At 31.4% G+C, this 21,949-nt stretch carries 16 protein-coding genes; 8 read left to right on the plus strand and 8 right to left on the minus strand.

The annotated features are described in order from the left end of the window. Positions 1-149: 149 nt before the first annotated feature. The 4 genes from EGM88_RS10105 to EGM88_RS10120 are packed head-to-tail and all read left to right on the plus strand — an operon-like array spanning position 150 to position 4,537. Entirely contained in the window at positions 150-809 is a 660-nt protein-coding gene (locus EGM88_RS10105; protein WP_123898118.1) for a succinate dehydrogenase cytochrome b subunit, read from the plus strand. 14 nt (positions 810-823) lie between these two features. Next, positions 824-2,827, plus strand: a complete 2,004-nt coding sequence (locus EGM88_RS10110) for a fumarate reductase/succinate dehydrogenase flavoprotein subunit (RefSeq protein WP_123898120.1) — start codon at positions 824-826, stop codon at positions 2,825-2,827. Between the two features lie 8 nt (positions 2,828-2,835). After that, complete coding sequence (locus tag EGM88_RS10115) at positions 2,836-3,582, plus strand: succinate dehydrogenase/fumarate reductase iron-sulfur subunit (protein ID WP_123898122.1); 747 nt, start codon at positions 2,836-2,838, stop codon at positions 3,580-3,582. Between the two features lie 10 nt (positions 3,583-3,592). Beyond that, on the plus strand, positions 3,593-4,537 hold the full coding sequence (locus EGM88_RS10120; protein WP_123898124.1) for a M28 family peptidase: 945 nt from the start codon (positions 3,593-3,595) through the stop codon (positions 4,535-4,537). A 138-nt stretch (positions 4,538-4,675) separates the two neighbouring features. Here the strand turns inward: EGM88_RS10120 and EGM88_RS10125 are convergent, their stop codons facing one another. After that, a complete protein-coding gene (locus tag EGM88_RS10125) occupies positions 4,676-6,769 on the minus strand; it encodes a S46 family peptidase (RefSeq protein WP_123898126.1) in 2,094 nt (697 codons plus the stop codon). 282 nt (positions 6,770-7,051) lie between these two features. Here EGM88_RS10125 and EGM88_RS10130 point away from each other — a divergent pair, with 282 nt between their 5' ends. Next, a complete protein-coding gene (locus EGM88_RS10130; protein ID WP_123898128.1) occupies positions 7,052-7,549 on the plus strand; it encodes a hypothetical protein in 498 nt (165 codons plus the stop codon). Positions 7,550-7,703: 154 nt separating this feature from the next. Beyond that, on the plus strand, positions 7,704-8,483 hold the full coding sequence (locus EGM88_RS10135; RefSeq protein WP_123898130.1) for an amidohydrolase: 780 nt from the start codon (positions 7,704-7,706) through the stop codon (positions 8,481-8,483). Between the two features lie 84 nt (positions 8,484-8,567). Here the strand turns inward: EGM88_RS10135 and EGM88_RS10140 are convergent, their stop codons facing one another. The 4 genes from EGM88_RS10140 to EGM88_RS10155 form a co-directional block, all read right to left on the minus strand. After that, positions 8,568-8,999: a hypothetical protein gene (locus EGM88_RS10140; protein WP_123898222.1), complete on the minus strand. Its 432-nt coding sequence runs from the start codon at positions 8,997-8,999 to the stop codon at positions 8,568-8,570. Positions 9,000-9,039: 40 nt separating this feature from the next. Further along, positions 9,040-10,398: an endonuclease gene (locus EGM88_RS10145; RefSeq protein WP_123898132.1), complete on the minus strand. Its 1,359-nt coding sequence runs from the start codon at positions 10,396-10,398 to the stop codon at positions 9,040-9,042. Between the two features lie 70 nt (positions 10,399-10,468). After that, positions 10,469-11,572, minus strand: coding sequence for a hypothetical protein (locus EGM88_RS10150; RefSeq protein ID WP_123898134.1), 1,104 nt, complete (start codon positions 11,570-11,572; stop codon positions 10,469-10,471). A gap of 10 nt (positions 11,573-11,582) precedes the next feature. Then, entirely contained in the window at positions 11,583-14,123 is a 2,541-nt protein-coding gene (locus tag EGM88_RS10155; RefSeq protein ID WP_123898136.1) for a TonB-dependent receptor, read from the minus strand. Positions 14,124-14,614: 491 nt separating this feature from the next. Between EGM88_RS10155 and EGM88_RS10160 the strand changes: the two genes are divergently transcribed. Then, positions 14,615-17,005, plus strand: a complete 2,391-nt coding sequence (locus tag EGM88_RS10160) for a TonB-dependent receptor (RefSeq protein ID WP_123898138.1) — start codon at positions 14,615-14,617, stop codon at positions 17,003-17,005. Between the two features lie 47 nt (positions 17,006-17,052). On the opposite strand, the gene rlmN is transcribed toward EGM88_RS10160, so the two are convergent. The 3 genes from rlmN to queA all read right to left on the minus strand — a co-directional run bounded on the left by rlmN (position 17,053) and on the right by queA (position 20,983). Further along, the gene (gene rlmN / locus EGM88_RS10165; RefSeq protein ID WP_123898140.1) at positions 17,053-18,090 is read right to left on the minus strand and encodes a 23S rRNA (adenine(2503)-C(2))-methyltransferase RlmN; all 1,038 of its coding nucleotides are present in this window, start codon (positions 18,088-18,090) and stop codon (positions 17,053-17,055) included. Beyond that, a complete protein-coding gene (locus EGM88_RS10170) occupies positions 18,087-19,772 on the minus strand; it encodes a T9SS type A sorting domain-containing protein (RefSeq protein ID WP_123898142.1) in 1,686 nt (561 codons plus the stop codon). Before EGM88_RS10170 ends, rlmN begins: the two co-directional genes overlap by 4 nt. A gap of 161 nt (positions 19,773-19,933) precedes the next feature. Next, on the minus strand, positions 19,934-20,983 hold the full coding sequence (queA, locus tag EGM88_RS10175; protein WP_123898144.1) for a tRNA preQ1(34) S-adenosylmethionine ribosyltransferase-isomerase QueA: 1,050 nt from the start codon (positions 20,981-20,983) through the stop codon (positions 19,934-19,936). Positions 20,984-21,195: 212 nt separating this feature from the next. On the opposite strand from queA, the gene ubiE reads away from it, so the two are divergent. After that, on the plus strand, positions 21,196-21,924 hold the full coding sequence (gene ubiE, locus EGM88_RS10180) for a bifunctional demethylmenaquinone methyltransferase/2-methoxy-6-polyprenyl-1,4-benzoquinol methylase UbiE (RefSeq protein WP_123898146.1): 729 nt from the start codon (positions 21,196-21,198) through the stop codon (positions 21,922-21,924). The last annotated feature ends 25 nt before the right edge of the window (positions 21,925-21,949 follow it).

Consider the following 21,949-nt stretch of genomic DNA (forward strand, 5'->3'; position numbering starts at 1 on the left):
TTTAGATACATAATTTTATATTACTTTGTTAAAAGTGTTAAATATAATGTTTTTATAATCATTCTAAATAAGAAAAATATTCATGGACTAGTTGTAATTAAAAGAATGTAAATATTATCTTTGCTAAACATTCAAAAAAACTAATTAATATGAGTGGATTTTTATCTTCTTCAATAGCTCGAAAGTTTGCAATGGCATTATCTGCACTCTTTCTGATTTTCTTTCTTATTATTCATTTAGCAGTAAACATTACCTCAGTTTTTAGTGAGGATTTGTTTAATCAGTTGTCTCATTTTATGGGTACAAACCCAATGGTACAGTTTGCTTTACAACCTGTTTTGCTTGTTGGCGTAATTTTCCATTTTGTAATGGGGTTTGTATTAGAGATTAGAAACAAAAGTGCCAGAGATGTAAAGTATGTTAATTATAAAGGCTCTGCTAACTCTTCGTGGATGAGTAGAAATATGATTTATAGCGGACTTGCCATTTTAGCCTTTTTATTAATACACTTTATTGATTTTTGGGCTCCAGAAATGAATTACAAATACATTGAAGCCTTACCAGAAAACCCAACACGATATTACCATGAGTTACAAGAAAAGTTTATGCCACTTTGGCGTGTTGTACTTTATGTAATTGCTTTTGTTTTATTAGGATTACACTTGTTACATGGATTTCAATCGGCTTTTCAATCTATTGGGTTTAATAATAAATATACAAGTTTTGTAAAAGCGTTAGGAAAATGGTATTCTATTCTTATTCCTGCAGGATTTATTTTTATTGCTTTATTTCATTACTTTAACCATTAATCTTAAACTATAAAATGACGACTTTAAATTCAAAAGTACCAAAAGGTCCAATAAAAGATAAATGGACAACTTATAAAGATCATATTAATCTGGTAAATCCAGCTAATAAAAGAAATATTGATGTCATTGTAGTAGGTACTGGTTTAGCCGGTGGTTCTGCTGCCGCTACATTAGCCGAATTGGGTTACAATGTAAAGGCATTTTGCTATCAAGATTCACCACGTAGAGCACACTCAATTGCTGCTCAAGGAGGAATAAATGCTTCTAAAAATTATCAAGGAGATGGAGATTCTGATTATCGTTTGTTTTATGATACTATAAAAGGTGGAGATTATCGTTCTCGTGAAGCGAATGTTTATCGATTAGCGGAGGTGTCAGGAAATATTATTGACCAATGTGTTGCACAAGGGGTTCCTTTTGCTCGTGAATATGGAGGATTATTAGACAATCGTTCATTTGGTGGAGTATTGGTTTCTAGAACCTTTTATGCGAAAGGTCAAACAGGACAACAATTGTTATTAGGTTGTTATTCTGCAATGAACCGACAAATTGCTCGTGGTAAAATAGAAATGTACAACCGTCATGAAATGCTTGATTTAGTGAAAATTGACGGTAAAGCTCGTGGTATTATTACACGTAATTTAATTACAGGAGAAATTGAACGTCACTCAGCACATGCAGTAGTTATTGCTTCTGGTGGTTATGGTAATGTTTATTATTTATCAACCAATGCCATGGGATCTAATGCTACCGCTGCTTGGAAAATTCATAAAAAAGGAGCATTTTTTGCAAATCCATGTATGACGCAAATTCACCCAACTTGTATTCCACGTTCTGGTGACTATCAGTCAAAATTGACATTGATGTCTGAATCTTTGCGTAATGATGGTAGAATTTGGGTTCCTAAAAATATTGAAGATGCTAAGGCAATTCAACAAGGAAAATTAAAGCCAACAGAAATTCCTGAAGAAAATAGAGATTATTATTTAGAAAGACGTTATCCTGCTTATGGTAACTTAGTACCTCGAGATGTGGCATCTAGAGCTGCCAAGGAGCGTTGTGATGCTGGTTATGGCGTTAATGCTACTGGAGAAGCTGTATACTTAGATTTTTCGTCTGCTATTGAACGTTATGGTAAAATGGAGGCAAAAATTCATGGTATTCACAATCCTTCCAAAGAGAAAATTACTGAATTAGGTGAGGGTATAATTCGAGCTAAATATGGTAATCTTTTCCAAATGTATGAAAAAATTGTTGCAGAAAATCCATATAAAACTCCAATGATGATATATCCTGCTACTCACTATACAATGGGTGGTATTTGGGTTGATTACAATTTAATGACCACAGTACCTGGATTGTACTGTATTGGAGAGGCTAATTTCTCTGACCATGGTGCTAATAGACTTGGAGCCTCAGCTCTAATGCAAGGATTGGCTGACGGATATTTTGTATTGCCTTATACAATTGGAGATTATCTTGCTGACGATATTCGTACAGGTAAAATACCAACTGACTTACCTGAATTTGAAGAAGCAGAAAAAGATGTTAAAGAGAGAATAAACTTCTTCCTTAATAATAATGGAACTCATTCTGTTGATTATTTCCATAAAAAACTAGGAGTAGTAATGTGGAACAAAGTTGGTATGGCTCGTAATGAGAAAAACTTAAAAGAGGCCATTAAAGAAATTCAGGAAATTAGAGAAGATTTCTGGAAAAACGTTAAAGTTACCGGAAAAAATGAAGAATTTAATCAAGAATTAGAAAAAGCTGGTAGAGTTGCTGATTTCTTGGAATTGGGTGAATTATTTGCCAAAGATGCTTTAGAAAGAAAAGAATCTTGTGGAGGACATTTCCGAGAAGAATATGTTACTGAAGATGGAGAGGCTTTACGTGATGATGAAAACTTTGCGTACGTTGCTGCTTGGGAATATACTGGTAAACCAAGTGAAGCTAAATTGCATAAAGAGCAATTAGAGTTTAAAGATATTGAATTGAAGACGAGATCGTATAAATAAGATACATTATGAATTTAACGTTAAAAATCTGGAGACAAAAAGACTCAAAAAGTAAGGGTCAGATGGTCGAATATAAAGTAACTGATATTTCTGAACATATGTCTTTTTTAGAAATGATGGATGTTCTTAACGAACAACTCGTTTCCAAAAATGAAGAACCGATTGCTTTTGACCATGATTGCCGTGAAGGTATTTGTGGGATGTGCTCATTACATATAAATGGAGAAGCTCATGGTCCTGATAGAGGAATTACTACTTGTCAGCTTCATATGCGTATGTTTAAAGATGGTGAAACCATTACTATTGAGCCTTGGAGAGCAAAAGCTTTTCCTGTAATTAAAGATTTAGTTGTTGACCGTTCTGCTTTTGAACGAATTCAGCAAGCTGGTGGGTATATCTCTGTAAATACCTCTGGTAATACTCAAGATGCTAATGCAATTCCTATTCCTAAACATGATGCTGATTTATCTATGGATGCAGCAACATGTATTGGTTGTGGTGCTTGTGTAGCTTCTTGTAAAAATTCTAGTGCTATGCTGTTTGTTTCTGCTAAAGTATCTCAGTTTGCTTTGTTACCTCAAGGTAGAGTGGAGGCAACAGAACGTGTTTTAAATATGGTAAGACAAATGGATGAAGAAGGTTTTGGTAACTGTACAAATACCGGAGCTTGTGAAGTTGAATGTCCTAAAGGAATTTCTTTAGAAAATATTGCTAGAATGAATAGAGAATATTTAGCAGCTAGCTTAAAGAGATAACTTTTAATTAATGAACTCCAGATATTTTTTTTACGCATGGGCGTTTTTAGTGATATTTTCTGGATGTAAATCACAGTCAGATACTAAGAGGCAAATTGTTGCTAATAATAAGTCAAGTACGTTTTCTAAAGACTCTTTATTGCACCATATAAAAGTGTTGTCTTCAGATAAATTTGAAGGGCGTAAAACGGGTTCTGAAGGTGCTGCAAAATCTAGAAATTACATTACCTCTAAATTTGAACAACTAGAAGTTTTACCTTTATTAAAAAGTTATAATCAATCTTTTTCTTTTATTAGTAGAAGAGACGGTAAAGAGTACAATGCTGTTAATATTTTGGGAGTTGTAAAAGGTGAAGTAAATCCTGATAAATACATTGTTATTTCAGCACATTACGATCATTTAGGAATAGAAGATACTATAATTTTTAATGGGGCAGATGATGATGCTTCTGGTGTAAGTGCATTGTTTAGTTTTGCTGAATATTTTAAGAAGAACCCTCCTAAACATTCTGTTATTTTAGCTGCTTTTGATGCTGAAGAAATGGGACTTCAGGGTTCAAAATATTTTGTTGAAAATTCTGTTGTTGAGAGCCAAAATATATTGGTAAATCTCAATATGGATATGATTAGTAGAAGTGATCGAAATGAGCTCTACGTTGTTGGATCACGTTTCTATAAAAATTTAGAATCAGCAATTACAGCAGTTCAGCTTCCTGATAATTTTAAATTGTTAATTGGTCATGATGGCTCTGATGGTAAGCAAAATTGGACTAGTTCTTCTGACCATGGTTCATTTCATAAAAAGCAAATTCCGTTTTTGTATTTCGGTGTAGAAGATCATGAAGATTATCATAAAGAAACCGATGAGTTTAAAAACATTCATCCTCACTTTTATGCCAAAGCTGTAACAGTTATTATCTCTGTTTTCAAAGAATTGGATAACAGAATAGATTGAATTAAATAAATTTTAATTGTTATTGATAATTGGCTGTTTTTTAGGAATAAAAATTTACCTATACTTTTAAAGTGTAAAAACAAATAACCCTCAATTATTAAATAATTGAGGGTTATTTGTTTTTTGAACTTTATTTGTCTATTTAGTTTTTTTCGGATGTACTAATTTCATTTCATCAATTAAATGTTTTGCACCCGCGTATTTATCAATAATAAAAAGAACATATCGTAAGTCAACCATTATATTTCTACAAATTTCTGGGTCGTAATAATAATCACTCATTGTACCTTCCCAAACACGGTCAAAATTTAAACCTACTAAATTACCGTGAGCATCAATAGCCGGACTACCTGAATTACCACCAGTTGTATGATTTGTACCTAAAAAGCAAACAGGAACTTTACCTGTAGCATCTTTATATTGGCCATAATCTTTGTTTTTATATAATTCTTGTAATTTTTCAGGTACGTCAAATTCATAATCTCCAGGAACATACTTTTCAATAACACCGTCTAAATAGGTCAAAGGCTCATAATAAATGGCATCTCTTGGTTTATACCCTTTTACTTGTCCATAAGTAACACGCAATGTGCTGTTGGCATCAGGGAAATATCGCTGATTTGGTAATACTTCCATTTGTGCCTTCATATAGGTAGTTTGGTATGCATTTATCTCTGTGTTAATTCGTTGAAATTCAGGTTCAATTTGAGTATAAAATTCAATAATATATGGCTTGGCATATTGATAGGCAGCATCTGAATTTAATTTTTTAACTATTTCATCAGGTTTGCCGTCTAAAACAGCAAGAGCTTTCTCTAAATCTATAAAACTTGTTTTATCATAAATTGATGCATCAACATTATCGGTATAAAAAGGCATAATAGCTTCAAAAACTCCTTTGTCCACATCAACATTATAATTTTTATGGACATTTTTAACCATTGAAATCATTGAAGGTAATAACTTTTTAAAACGTTCTTTATTTTGGTTAGCAGCATTCTCTAATTGAGTAAGTCTAAACATCATCTGCATTAATTCGTTAGTACGAATAAAAACCTCAATAAAATTAGAACGTTTTACTGTTATAGGTTCAATTTCAGTATATAATTTTTCAAATTTTGGGAGTAAATATCCATATTCGCTTTCTAATTTTTTTGCTTTTAGTTGTTGAGTAAACTTAGATTCAAACGCTTGTCTTTTGGCAATGGCATTTGTTTTTTTAAGACCAAGGTTTTCACCAATCCATTTTTTCCACGCATTTGCAATTCTTGCTTGTTTTGAAGCATATTGAATTCTAATTTTATCATCACTTTTCATGGCAGCATCAATTACTTTTAAGGCTGCTTCTCTAATGGCAATATTACTTGGGTTTATTTTTTCGACAATTTGTTCAACTGCAACTGCTGGTAAATATTCGTCTGTACTTCCTGGAAAGCCAAAAACCATTGTAAAATCACCTTCTTCAACACCGTCTAGAGATATTGGAAGAAAGTGTTTTGGGGTATATGGTTTATTGTCTTTTGAATATTTTGCTGGGCGATTATTTTTGTCAGCATAAATACGGAATAAGGAAAAATCACCAGTATGTCTTGGCCATACCCAGTTATCAGTATCTGAGCCAAATTTACCTATACTTGATGGTGGTGCACCAACTAAACGGATATCTTCAAAACGTTCAGTTACAAACAGAAAGTATTGATTGCCTTGAAAAAAAGCTTTTACTTTAGTGTTTTGCCAAGCTTCTTTTTTAGTGTTTTTTTGAATAATGTTACTGTTTTTATCTATTAATGATTGCTTTTCTTGTTCAGACATTTTTTTGGTTATACCTTTCAAAACAGCATCAGTTACATCTTCAATACGCACAATAAATTCAATATATAAACCTTTATTGGGTAATTCTTCTGATAAATTCATTGCCCAAAACCCATCTTTTAAATAATCGTTTTCTAAGGAAGAATGAGATTGTATTTGACTAAAGCCACAGTGATGATTAGTTAAAATTAATCCTTTAGGAGATATAACTTCACTTGTACAACCTCCATTAAAATGACCAATAGCATCCTTTAAGCTAGAGTTATTTATATCGTAAATGTCTTTTGCTGTGAGTTCACTACCTAAGGCTTGCATTTCTTGTTCGTTCATACCTTCTAATAAAGAAGGAATCCACATGCCTCCTTGTTGAGCAGAAAGTTGAAATGCAATTAAAAAGATTAAAATTTTAAATATTTTCATAAGATTAGATTTTTATTTTGATAAACATCAAAGATAAAAAAAGTAGGTCTATTAATTAATCAATTTATTTTTTTAAGTCTTAAAACATATTAAATACAGATTTATTTTAAGTTACCTAATGTGGAGACTTCTATTTTTAGTACGGATAGTATTGATAAAAAAATACTATGTTTTTTTACAAAAAGAGAGAAATGCTAGAAAGAGCGATGGAGGTTTTAACTAAAATATAAATGTGTACATAGCTATTTTGGTTAACTTTGCACAAATTTAAAACGTAATACTATGAAAAAGAAAAATGGATTTATAACACTTGTGTTATTGCTAATGACATTCACTTTTGTACAAGCTCAGAAAGTGGAATATCAAGGTAAGGAGTACAAAATAAAAAAAGATTTAATCTTTTTAGATGGTGTAGATGTAACTCCAACTTTGACTGTATCTGAACAAACCGCAATAAAAGATGCGTTAAAGAATCAGATTGAACTTGAAAAAGCTGAAAAGGAAAAGAAAAAAGCCGAAAAAGAGAAGAAAAAAGCGGAGAAGGAAAAGAAAAAGGCTGAAAAGGAAAAGAAAAAAGCAGAGAAAGCAATTAAGAAAAAAGAAAAGGCCGAAAGTAATTTAGAAAAAAGTAAAAAAAAGTTAGTAAAAGATACTGAGAAATATGAAACTTTAAGAGACAAAGGAAAACTATCGCCGGTTGATGAAGAGAAATGGTTAAAGAAATTAGACAAACAAAAAGAGAACATTGAAAAGGCAGAAAAAAAATTAAGAAAGATGTAAAAAAGTAGCTATTTTCTTAATTTGATTTTATATATAAAAGGTTACCCTTAGAAGGTAACCTTTTTGATATAACGTTATTCGGTTTATTGATTATTTTAGTGTTGTCTTTTGAAGTGCATCATTAATTTATATAAAAAAGAGAAAAGAAACTAAAATGTCAGAAATTCTTAAAATAGCAATAATTCAAACAGATTTGATATGGGAAAACCCAGAACAAAATCGGGCTAATTTGGCTATAAAAATTGAGGGTATTGAAAATGATGTAGATTTAATTATTTTACCAGAAATGTTTACTTCTGGTTTTACAATGCAACCTAACAAGGTTTCAGAAACCATGTCTGGGGTTACAGTATCATGGTTAAAAGAATTGGCTTTAAAAAAGAATTCTGCAATTTCTGGGAGTTTAGTTATTGAAGAAAATAATAAATACTATAACCGTTTATTATTTGTTTTTCCAAATGGAAGTCTAAAAACGTATGATAAACGACATACTTTTACACTAGCTGGAGAGCACAAATTATACACAGCAGGCTCTGAAAAATTGATAGTAGATTATAAAGGATGGAAACTCTGTCCTTTGATATGTTACGATCTTCGTTTTCCTGTTTGGGCGAGGAATGTAGAGACTTATGATTTATTGTTTTACGTTGCAAACTGGCCAAAACCCAGAATTGAGGCTTGGAGCAGCTTATTAAAAGCAAGAGCTATTGAAAATATGTGTTATTGCATTGGAGTAAACCGTATTGGTACTGATAGTAATGGACATGAATATACTGGAGACTCTGTTGCATTTGATGCGTTAGGATGTCAAATTTCTAATATAAAACTTCACGAAGAGACTACCGAGATTATAACCATCTCAAAAGTAATACTTTCACGTACACGCAAAAAATTCAAATTTTTAGATGATATAGATAAGTTTACCATTAAATAATACTTACTTTAAAACTATTTATAAAATTAAAGAGAGTGTCATAGAAGGCACTCTCTTTTTTTAAGTAGTATTTTTATTAATAATCTATGAATTGAACCACTGTGTCCAAGGAATTCTACTCAATACAAATAATAACCCTAGACCATAAAAAATAGCAATTGCTTTAAATTTCCCTTTATCTGTAGTTTGCTTTTTATGCTTAGACCATCCTATTGTAATAAAAATTATGGCTATAATCATCATTAAAGGATGTTCTACGGTTAATAAGCGTAATCCGGAATTGCCCATAGCTTCTCCCATACCAACCTCTTTTAAGGCTTTATAGGAAGGAGACATAAAGTACCAGCCAAGTCCAATTAATAGTTGAATGTGGGTAACTATTAGCGTAAATAGTGAAATTCGTAAATCTTTATCTTTAAATTCTTTATTTTGAGTTAAGCCTATTATTGCATTTACTGTTGCTATAATTAATAAGGCTAACACTAAGTATGCCCAATAAGAGTGGATTATTTTCATCATGATGATTTAGTTTTTATAGTTAATAGGTGTTTAATTATTATTCCCAAGTATTTTCAGCATCAGTGCCTCCCCAAATTAATGTGGCCATATATGGATTATCAATAAACGGATTTCTATTTCCTTGTGCAGCTTCTATTACATTGTTGCGTTGTATCTCAAAATCAGAAACAGGATCTTCTCTATTCCATTTTAGAAATAATTCTAAAGAACCTACTTTTTCAAATTTTTCACCATATCTAATATTTAAATACATAACCATTCTTGCAACATCGCCTTTCCAATCGTCTCCTGGATACCATTTCTCATTATCTAATTTATAGGTTCCACTTCCTTCAGTAAATGGATGGTTACTTCTGCTTGAGTTAACAGCATCATTACATGATCTTAAATGATGTAAATCTGTAACTGCTGTAGTTGAGCTCAGTAACGATTGTGGATAAATATGTTCTGTATTAAAGGTTTGCGGACTATAAGTATTTGAATTAGATGTGTATTCTTTCCAATAGGTTTTAACACCAGAGTACATTAATACAACACTATCTGTATCAATTAGATCAGCATCTGCATTGTAAAGATAATTATGTCTTTCTCCGTAAGATAATATGGTGGTGTGTTTTTCAGTTGTATGATTTTTCAATAACTCATAATTCAATTCTTTATTAGTTGTTAATCCTAAATCTGAATAGTAATCAACTAATTCTGTTGGAATGTTAAAAGCTATTGTTTCAAGTATAGTAACAGTTATTGTGGCTGTAGAACAAGTAGCTGTAGGAGAGTCATCATCACAAATTGTATATGTAAAGGAGTCTTCTCCAATATAATCATTGGCAGGAACATATGTTATACTACCATTTTCATTTAAAGTGACTGTACCTAGAGTACCATGGGTGTCTATTGAACTTAAAGTAGCATTATCCAATAAATCATCATTATCTAAAAAATCAGAAAATGTTCTTGTAGTATTTTTAGTACTGCTATAGTTATCATCAATAGCAGTTGGTGAACCTTCATCAATAACAGTTATGGTAACAGTAGCTGTTGAGCAATTTTCAGGTGTTTCTCTATCACAAATCGTATATGTAAATGTATCAGAACCAACATAACCTTTGGGAGGAGTATATGTATAAGTATTATTTCTGTTGTCAACTATAGTTCCATTATTAGTACTAGAGGAATCAAAGCTGGTAATTCGTGCAGTGCCTAAATCTGTATCGTTTGTTAATAAATTAGATAGTATTAATGGGGTATCTTCGGTAGCTTCAAAATTATCATTTACTGCAACTGGTTTTTTGATTTCAGGATCTGGGTCAGGATTAGGTGTAACACTGTTGCCACTGTCACTGCTACAATTGATAAAAAATAAACTGATAAATAGTAAAAATACAAGGTTTTTCATAGTGTGTAAAGATAAAAAAACCTCCCATTATTTTAAGAATGGGAGGTTTAAATTTAAAAATTTTAACTTTTTATTGTAGTACGTATTCTGGACCTACTTTAATAACATTCATTGTATAAACTGCATTAGAACCGTTGTATACGTTGTATGAAACTGAAAATTTTTGCCCCTCTTCAGCATCAGGGAAATTGTTCAATAATATGGTATTAATTTTCTCTAAACGAACAGTTTCACTTTCTTCTGCTTTACCAGCTCTAACATCAAAATTTTTGTAATAACCATTACCAACCAATTCATAATCAGCAGCAGTTAATGTGTATTTAATAGTGTTGTCTGGTACCCAAGTAGAGCCATCATGACCAAATTTTACAGTTTCTTGAGCTACATTATTATATTCAGACCAAGAAGTACCATCAAAAATGAAATATTTTATATAACTATATGTTGTGCTATCTTCTGTTGAGCCGTCTCCGTCTAAATCGCTTACATCTGAAGTGTACAATTTATACATAGTAGCAACTATATCTCCAGCAGCGTAATTGTCGTACTTAAATTTATCTAACAAAAAGATAGGAATTTTAGCAGTAGCTTCATCTTCAGAAGAAAAATTTGGATAACCTTCTCCCATGCTTTTGTATTCATCTTCAGTAAACCCTTCAATAAAGTGCCATTCGTTATCGCTATAGAAAAATCCATTATTTAACTCTCTATTACTTCCATCGTAATAGTCATATGTAAGCGAAACTAACATATTGTTTACAGGGTTAGGAAATTTACTTTCTACCAAATCGTAAATTTGATCTAAATCATCAAAATTACCATAGCTTGTACCAAATTCATCATAGTCATCAGATGATACAGTATATACAATTATACTATCTTGATCTTGTTTTGGAGCATATACATCAAAAGTAACTTCTACTAAGGCTCCTTCACCCCAAACTGGGTATTTATCAGAAAGTAAACTAGGAAGCATAGCTTTTGCATCGTCAACAGAATTAAAGTTACCATAACTTAAATCTAACTCGTCATAATCTTCATCAGTTAAAGTATATGCTATTTCACCAGTAATTACCTCTTCTTGTGCATCAATATCAGCATGAATATCTTCCATTGGGTCACAGCTCGTTAAGACTACGCCCAACATCATTATTAAATAAACTATTTTTTTCATTTTTTTTTGTTTAAAAATTAATTTTAGCACTAAAGTTAAAAGTTCTTCCGTAACCATACCAAACTAATGCACTATAAGCATCGTGGTTTGCACCATCCATTGCATCAGCAATGTATTCAGTATCAAAAACATTGTTCATGCGAGCAGTTAATACTGCGTCAAATGGGCCAAAATCAAAGCCATATCTTATACTTGCATCAAAAGTGCTGTAATCTGGAGCTTTCCATGATTGAGGAGCTCCTTCTGTAGTTCTATCGTTAGGATCGAAATCTGCGTAATAATCGCCAAAATAGTTGTAATCTACAGTAAAGAAAGTTTTATCCATAATTTCCCAGTTTAATCCTAATGCAGCAGTTGTTTGTGCAGCATCAGAAACTTTTAAACCTTCAATATATAAATCTATAGGATCTCCCACAGGATTGTTTGATTCGTCGTAAACTTGTGCTCCTAAAACATTGTTATCCCATTCCCAATTACCTAATGATAACATTCCTGTTAATGATAATTTATCTAAAGGTCTGTAATCAAAATCAATTTCTACACCTTGATGTAAAGCATTTACACCTAATAAATTTACAAAATAGTCAATATTATCTTCAGTAAAGTTATCAGTAAAAGTTCTATCATCCCATTTCGTATGGTAAAGGTTAACATTAGCAGCTAATTTTTCGCTTCTATATCCGTAACCTAATTCAAAGCTAAATATTTTTTGATTTACAGCATCTTCATTAATATGCTCATTATCATAGTTTAAGAAAACAGCATCAAAACCAGGGGCTTTTTCGAAGTATCCAAGGTTAAGAAATACATTATGGTTTTCATTTAAATTGTAGTTTGCACCACCTTTAATACCAAAACCACCAAAGTTATATTTGTCAGTTTCTTGTAATGGGTCACTATCTAAATAGTTAAAGTAATCAATTCTTTTATAAGATGTGTTAGAAACTGAAGCAGAAACAAAACCAGCAAGAACGTCATTATTGTACTCTAACTGAGCAAATAAACCTTGCCAACCCACTTTACCATCATTCCAATAGTCACGTTTATCACCTACTTTTAAGGCTCTGTTAGGGTTGTTTACATCACTATCATCAAGTGCATAAGCACCTCCTAATAAGTCAGTAACTTCGGAGAAGTGTTTACCTGTATATGTTCTTATATCAATACCTCCAACAAAGGCTAAATTATCAGTTAAATCAGTTTTAAAAGTAGATAAGCCACCAAACCAACTATGGTCATTTCTAGAAGCTCTTAAGTATGCTACAGATCCAAAACCTTGTTCTCCGGCAGCTCTATTTAGAGCCACTATATTGTCAATATCAATAGGTTGATCATCACCACCAATTCTTTGAGTAAATAAGCTAGTGTCACCAGCAGTTCCACCGCCGCCACCTTGACCCCAAGATGCATAAAGAGCTGTAGATAAACTTGATTTTTCACCTATAGTCCAATAGTGGTTTAATGAAGTTTGTGATTTGTGATAAAAATTATCTTCAACATTTACTACATTACCGTCTCTTAAACCCCAATCTGGATTAAATTTAGTACCGCTTTCTGCATTTCTATAGGTTTCAATAGAACTTCTGTTTTGTCTTTGGCCATGCCATTGTGGAGCACCAAAAGTAGTAAATGACAATTTGTGATTTTCATTTAATTGTTTAGAGATGTTTAAGAAATAGTTATATCCTTCAAATTGAGTTCCATCAACATAACCATCACCTGTTGTTTTTGCTCCAGAAGCTGAAACAGCAAATCCATTATCTAATAAGCCTGTAGAAATTGTAGCACCGTATTTTTGATAGCCATCATTACCTACACCAACAAAAATATTTCCGCCTTTTTCAACATCTGTAGTTTTTGATAATATATTAACGGTACCACCAATAGAAGGTACAGCAACTTTAGAAGCTCCTAGACCTCTTTGCACTTGCATAGCACTTGTTACATCTGCTAAACCAGCCCAGTTAGACCAATATACTCTTCCGTTTTCCATATCATTAACAGGTACACCGTTAATCATTACAGCAACGTTTTCAGAGTTAAAACCTCTTAAGCTTAATCTACCATCTCCAAAACCACCACCAGACTTGGTAGCATAAACACCAGGTGTAGATTTTAAAATTTCAGGAAATTCTTGTGTTCCTAATTTTGCTTCAATTTCTTGAGCTTTAATTGTAGAAACAGCAACTGGAGTTTCTCTGTCAATAGCAAAAGAAACAGCTGTAACAACAATTTCTTCAAGTGTATTATCAGAAGCTAATGAGATAGTGCCTATGTCTTTAGTTTCACCTGAAGCCAATTTAAAGCTAATCTCTTTATTAATAAAGCCGATAAAGGAAATTACAATTGTTCCTGAACCTTCTTTCACTTTTAACGAAAATTTTCCGTCAAAATCTGTTGTCGTACCATTAGTTGTACCTTTTTCCAAGATATTAGCTCCAGGTAACGGTCCTGATTCATCTTGTACCGTACCTGTAATGGTTTGTGCATAAATTGCTGATGATATTATAAAAAATAATAGCATCAAACATAATTGAGTAATTTTTTTCATTTGTGTAAATTGAATTTAGTTTTAAATTTTACCCAGCAAAAATAACTATTTAAAAACAATTACAACTTTAAGAAAACATTAACTTTTCAACTGTTTACTTCTTGATGTTGATAAATGTTTAGTGTTTGATTGTCATTTTTATGAATAATGTATTTTTTTTTAAAAATACTATGTATTTATTAAATTTTTAGTTAGGTATTTGTGGAACTGCTATTTTATTGACAACTTCATGTTATTTTTTTTAAGAAAAAAATGAAAATGATTGGAAGCAATTAATAATTCTAATCTATATTTGTGGCATCTCAATAAAGGGGTGCCTAATATCGGCTGAGATTATACCCATTGAACCTTGAACAGGTAATGCTGTTTAGGAATTCTAAGTTCTAATGCTTATTAAGCATTTTTCTTAGAGAAAATTCAATACAATTTTATTAAAAAAGAATAATTACCTCTTTTTATTCGATTAACTATTTTAAAATATACTTAATCGTATGAAAAATTTATTTTTATTCACACTGTTTTTTTTATTGTCAATTTGCGTTTTTGCACAAAAATTTACTATTTCCGGTAATGTTATTGAACAAAATGGAGAACCCTTGCCCGGTGCTTCTGTTCTTGTAAAAGGTACAAATAAAGGTACTTCTACAGATTTTAATGGATTTTATCAATTAGAGTTAGATAGAGGGCAATATACCTTGGTTTTTAGTTTTATGGGACGATCTATTGAAAAATCAATTTTTTTAGCTGCTGACAAAACGTTAAATGTCAATATTGATCAAGAACCTGAAATGCTTGATGAAGTTTTAGTTAAAGCTGTTAGGGTTGAAGCTACTTCACCAATAACACATTCCAATCTTGAAAAGGATGAGATTGTCAAGCGTAATTTAGGGCAAGATGTTCCTATTTTAATGAACTATATGCCTTCTGTGGTAACTACCAGTGATGCTGGTGCAGGGATTGGGTATACTGGCATAAGAGTACGCGGTGTTAGCTCTCAGTCTACTAATATTACTATAAATGGTATTCCGTATAATGATCAAGAATCATTAGGTACTTTTTGGGTTAATTTACCTGATTTTTCTTCGTCAGTGGAAAATTTGCAATTACAACGTGGTGTAGGTACTTCTACTAATGGTTCTGGAGCTTTTGGAGCGAGTATTAATGTGCTTACTGATGCTGTTTCAGATGTTGCTTTTGGTGAAATTTCAAATTCTTTTGGAAGTTTTAATACCAGAAAACATACTGTAAAATTTAGTACAGGGTTATTAAATGACCATTTAGAATTAGCAGGACGTCTTTCTCAAATAAAGTCTGATGGATATGTTGATAGAGCTGAGGCTAATTTAAAATCGTATTTTTTACAAGCCGCATATGTAGATGAAAACACATTGTTAAAAGCAATAGTTTTTGGTGGGCATGAAAACACCTATTTGGCATGGAATGGAATAGAAGATTTAGATATTTTAGAAAATAATAGAACTTATAATATTTCAGGTAGATATACAGATGCTGAAGGAAATGAACAGTTTTATGAAAATGAAGTTGATGACTATAAACAAGATCATTATCAACTCCATTGGAATGAGCGAATTTCTAACAATTGGTCAACAAATATTGGACTCAACTACACTTATGGTCGTGGTTATTATGAACAGTATAAAGAGGATGAAAGTTTTGAAGATTATGGTTTAAACGAAATTACAATTGGTAATACTGTAATTAATGAAACTGATTTGATACGACGTAAATGGTTGGATAATGATTTTTATGTGGTGAATGCTTCTGTAAATTATAAGAATAATAAGTTAAACATTACAACAGGTACTTCTTATAGTTATTATGATGGAGATCATTTTGGGGAGATTATTTGGACTCAATTTTCTGGTGATAATTTTAAGAATCAACGGTATTATGAAGGTAATGGTATTAAAAAAGATTTAAATTTCTTTTCAAAGGCAACTTATAAGTTGAATGAAAATATTAGTCTGTTTGCTGATTTACAGTTGAGAATGTTAAATTATAATACTACTGGATTAAATTCAGATAGAACCCCTTTAATACTTGATAAAGATTATAGTTTTTTTAATCCCAAAGCGGGAATTACATATTTGTTAAATGAAAATAATAATTTCTATTTTTCTTATGCTAGAGCAAACAGAGAACCTAATAAAGATGATTTTGAAGCGAATGCTAATGTAAAGCCAGAGCAGCTTAATGATTTTGAATTGGGATGGAGGTATAGCACCAATAAAACTAAAATTAATACCAATTTATACTATATGTTATATAATGAACAATTGGTTTTGACTGGAGCTTTAGATGATGTTGGTTCTCCAATAAGAGCCAATAGTGGAGAAAGTTATCGTTTAGGTTTAGAAGTAGATGCTCAGTTTCAAATTCATAAACAGCTTTCATTCCAACCAGCCATTGCTTTAAGTTCAAATAAAAACATTGATTATAATACAAAATTAGACGGTGAGTTAGTAAGTTTAGGAAAGACAAACATATCTTTTTCACCTGAAATTGTAGCTTCAAATGCTTTAGTATATAGGCCGATTGATAATTTACAGGTAACTTTATTAAGTAAGTATGTGGGTGAGCAATATATGGGTAATGTAGATTCTGAAAGGTCTAAATTAAAATCTTATTTTGTAAGTGATTTTAATTTGTTTTATGAAATTAAACCTAAAAGTATATTTAAGTCTATAGTAATATCAGCATTGGTGAATAACATATTTAATAAAAAATATGTTTCTAATGGTTATTATTATACTTATGACGATACATGGTCAAATCCAAATCAGACCACAACAATAGAAGGAGCTGGATATTATCCACAAGCAACTACTAATTTTTTAGTAGGGGTTTCGTTAAAATTCTAATTTTAAAACCTCAGAGATTTTAAAATCTCTGAGGTTTTAATTTTTTATTAGCTTTTGTTTGCCAGTTGACCACAAGCAGCATCAATATCTTTACCGCGACTTCTACGAACGTTTACTACAATACGATTAGCCTCTAGGGTGTTTACATACATGTTAATAGCTTCTTCAGAAGCTTGTTGAAACTCACCATCATCAATAGCATTGTATTCTATTAAATTTACTTTTGAAGGTACTTTTTTACAATAATCAACCAAAGCATTTGCATCTTTTTGAGTGTCATTAATTCCCTTCCAAACTACATATTCAAACGTAATTTTTTGTTTGGTTTTGGCATACCAATATTGTAATGATTCTAATAGTTCTAAAAGGTTGCTTTTTTTATTAATGGGCATCATTTTAGACCGAACTTCATCAATAGCAGAATGTAAAGAAACCGCTAAGTTAAATTTTACCTCATCATCTGCTAATTTTTTTATCATTTTAGGAATACCCACTGTAGAAAGTGTAATTCTTTTTGGCGACATGCCTAACCCTTCAGCAGAAGTAATTTTTTCTATTGATGCTAATACGTTTTTGTAGTTTAGTAAAGGTTCTCCCATACCCATAAAAACAATGTTTGATAGTTTATGTTTATGGTATAATCGACTTTGCTTATCAATTGCAACTACTTGATCGTAAATTTCATCAGGATTTAAATTTCGCATTCTTTTTAAACGGGCTGTAGCACAAAAATTACAATCTAAACTACAACCAACTTGGCTAGAAACACAGGCTGTTGTCCGGGTTTCGGTAGGAATTAAAACCGATTCTACAATCATATTATCATGTAGCTTAATGGCATTTTTAATGGTACCATCATTAGACCGTTGCATTTGATCTACTTCAATATTGTTGATAACAAAATTGTCTTCTAACATGGTTCTCGTTTCTTTTGAGATATTTGTCATATCATCAAAAGTATAGGTGGCCTTGCTCCATAACCACTCATAAACTTGGTTGCCACGAAAAGCTTTATCGTTGTTTTTGACAAAAAAATCACGAAGTTGTTCTTTGGTTAAAGCTCTTATGTCTTGTTTGTTTTTCATTCTTTATTTAATACAATTTTTTTAACCAAACTATTGTTGGTTTCAATTTCATTTATTCTAATAAAATAGATGTTATTGGGTAAATTATTTAAATAGATAGTATTATTATTAATTGGTGTTTTGCTAATTATTCTTTGTCCTAATAAATTGAAAATTTCGTAAGTTAAACTTCCTGTTGTTTCATTTATTTTTACTTTAATTATTCCGTTGGATGGATTAGGATAAAGTGTAATATTATTACCAAAGTACCCATCATCAACTTTTAGATTAGATAAGCTATTTAAACTAGAAACATTTGTTTGTTGAGGATCTAGCCAATCTTTTAATCTAGTTGATGGAGTTGAGCCGCCATTCCAAGAAACGGCAAAACGACCATAAAGATCATAGTCATCATTATCAGTTAGGTTGTCACAAAGGGCATTGCCTCCATATAGCTGACCAATTATATGACCATTTTGATTAAATAGAGCAGACCCTGAAGATCCACCTTCTGTAACACCAATTTCCCATCCATCTCCAATGCCATTACCGTCATTTAGTCCACCAATTAACCATAGTTGTTTGTCATCTGCAATAGCCTTTGTAGGGCCAGTATCGTCTCTTGAAATTTTCATTATGTCACCTTCTGGATGATGAATACCCACTCCAAAAGTTGGGTTTATATCTGATGTATCCCATCCTGCAAAAGTAATGTCCCAATCAATAGGAATTGGGTTGTTTAGTTCTAAAAGAAGCATATCTGAATTATCATACTGTGCTACGATATCAGCACCCATCATAGTAAATTCATCTGTAGTGTCTGTACTTGCAGTGATAGCTGCACAAACAGGATTTGGACTAATCCAATTAAATCTCATGGAGAAATTGGTAGTATTGGCAGCTCCATTTTCTCTTTCTAAACAATGCTGAGCGGTTAAAAAATAGGGCTTTTTGTCTTGAGCGGTATTGTTTACTAATGTGCCAGAACAAATATAACCATCTCCCATATTAACTAAAGCTACAGCTTTTTTAAGTTCATCTTTATATGCTTCAAAGTCTGATCCTATATCACAATTTACATCATAATTGCAATCGCTTGAAGTATTTATTTTTAAAATTGATTTATCTAAATAGCCTTTCTGAAACATTTTGCCTAATCTATATCCTTGAACTATAGACCCTACATTTAATTTACCTTGACCTTTTACTTCTTTAGGTTCGTAATATTCTATCCAAATTTTATCTCCTTTTACAAACCAAGTACCCAATTGATTTTTATCATTATTTGCAGCTGATGTTATGGCACCTATTAAATCAGTTTTGTCATTATTATAGAGGTATAGAGAACTGCCTTTTGGTAAATAGAATTCATTAAAATTAACACTTAAATGTAATGTGTTAGAAGATTCAAAAGAAAGTCTCCAAATACGATCTCCATTTGATAGCTTGGTCCAAAATCCTGCATTTTTTAATCCATAATTTACTTTTTTGGCAACACCAATTCTATAGGGTTTTGTTTTTACTTTATCGTCTTTTACATCTTCAGCTTTTAGTTGTTGTAAATCCAGTTGTTGTAATACAATTGGTGTAAATGAAGATTTGGTACTAGTTAGGTTCCAACTTGCAGGTTCTCCTGTGTTAGTCACTTGTGCAGCAATTAAAAAGGGACAGCTAAAAAAAATAAAGAGTATAAATTTTTGCATATTTTTAAATGTATAATAAACGGTATTATTATGTTCCTTTTAAAAATGGAAAGGATTAGGTTGGCATTAGACCATAGATGAGTGCAATTTTTGTAAATATATTAAAAAAGCCTCATATTATTGAAATACAAGGCTTTTCTATTTTATATTATCAATACTAATTATTTAATTAACATGGCGTCACCATATGAATAAAAATTGTACTTTTCTTTAATGGCTTCTGCGTATGCTTCTTTCAGAAAATCATGGCCGGCAAAGGCTGAAGTCATCATCATTAAAGTAGATTTTGGAGTGTGAAAATTGGTTACCATAGCATCAGCAATGCTAAATTCGTATGGAGGGAAAATAAATTTATTGGTCCATCCACTAAATGGTTTTAGATGGTGATCAGCAGAAACTGAACTTTCTAAAGTTCTCATTACAGTTGTACCAATGGCTACTACTCTTTTTTTAGAATCAATGGCTGCATTAACCATTTTAGAAGCACTTTCAGGAATGTTAATTTCTTCAGAATCCATTTTATGCTTAGATAAATCTTCTACTTCAACAGGATTAAAAGTGCCTAAACCAACGTGTAATGTTACTTCGGCTAATTTAACACCTTTTATTTCCAATCTTTTTAAAAGGTGTTTAGAGAAGTGTAAACCTGCTGTTGGTGCAGCTACGGCTCCTTCATGTTTTGCATAGATGGTTTGATATCTTTCATCATCTAAAGGTTCTACATCTCTTTTTATATATTTTGGTAAAGGTGTTTCGCCAAGTTCTTTTAGTTTTTTTCTAAACTCTTCATAAGATCCATCAAATAAAAAACGTAAAGTTCTTCCTCTAGAGGTAGTGTTGTCTATAACTTCAGCAACTAAATCGTCATTATCTCCAAAAAATAATTTATTACCAATTCTTATTTTTCTTGCCGGATCAACCAATACATCCCACAATCTACTCTCTGCATTTAATTCTCTTAATAAGAAAACTTCAATTCTAGCTCCAGTTTTTTCTTTGTTTCCATATAATCTTGCTGGAAAAACCTTGGTGTTGTTAAAAACCATTACATCATCTTCATCAAAATAATCAACAAGATCTTTAAATAGTTTATGTTCAATTGTTTGAGTCTTTCTGTCCAAAACCATTAATCTGGCTTCATCTCTTTCAGGAGAAGGATAGTTGGCTAATAATTCTTCTGGTAAGTCAAATTTAAAATGTGATAATTTCATCTTCAGTGTAAGGGTATTAAACTAATATTAAAAAAAAGAATGCAAATATACATTATCCATATACCCTTTGTCAAGTGTTTACTTGAATATATTTTATGATATGAGTTAAAAAGGGGGATAATATTTTAATTCTAATGTAGAATTTGTCTTGAATATGTATCTTTGCAAATTCATACTCCAAAGTGATAACAATGGAGTGCAAAAACTTATTAATGAGCTCAAAAGTAACGCCATATAAAGATTCTGAACTAAGCAAAAAAGAACAAGTTGCAGAAATGTTTGATAATGTTTCTGGAAATTATGACTTTATAAACAGAATTATGACCTTTGGTATTGACATAAAATGGCGTAAAAAAGTTGTTAAAATTGTAGGAAAAGAAAACCCAAAAACTATTTTAGATATTGCTACTGGAACAGGAGATTTTGCTATTATGTTGGCAAAACTTAAGCCTGAAAAAATTGTTGGGTTAGATTTGTCAAAGGGGATGTTAGATGTTGGTATAAAGAAAGTTAAAGAGAAAAAACTTGATGGGTTAATTGAAATGGTATTAGGAGATTCTGAAAATTTACCTTTTGATGACAATAGCTTTGATGCAATTACTGTTGGTTTTGGAGTTCGAAATTTTGAAAATTTAGATAAAGGATTGCAAGAAATTTATCGTGTGTTAAAACCTAATGGTATTTTTGTTGTGTTGGAAACATCTCAACCTGAAAAATTTCCTGTAAAACAGTTATTTAAGTTTTATTCAAAATATATTATTCCAACCATAGGTAAATTAGGGTCTAAAGATAAAAGGGCATATACTTATTTGCCAGAATCTGCAGCAATATTTCCTTATGGCAAAAAATTCAACAATATTTTAGAAAAAAATGGGTTTAATAATGCAACTAACAAACCTTTAACTTTTGGGTCAGCTTCTATTTATACTGCAACAAAATAAATTGGAAGTCGCTCTCGTTTATGGT

The organism is Aureibaculum marinum, assembly GCF_003813905.1.
GTDB classification, from domain to species: Bacteria; Bacteroidota; Bacteroidia; order Flavobacteriales; family Flavobacteriaceae; genus Aureibaculum; species Aureibaculum marinum.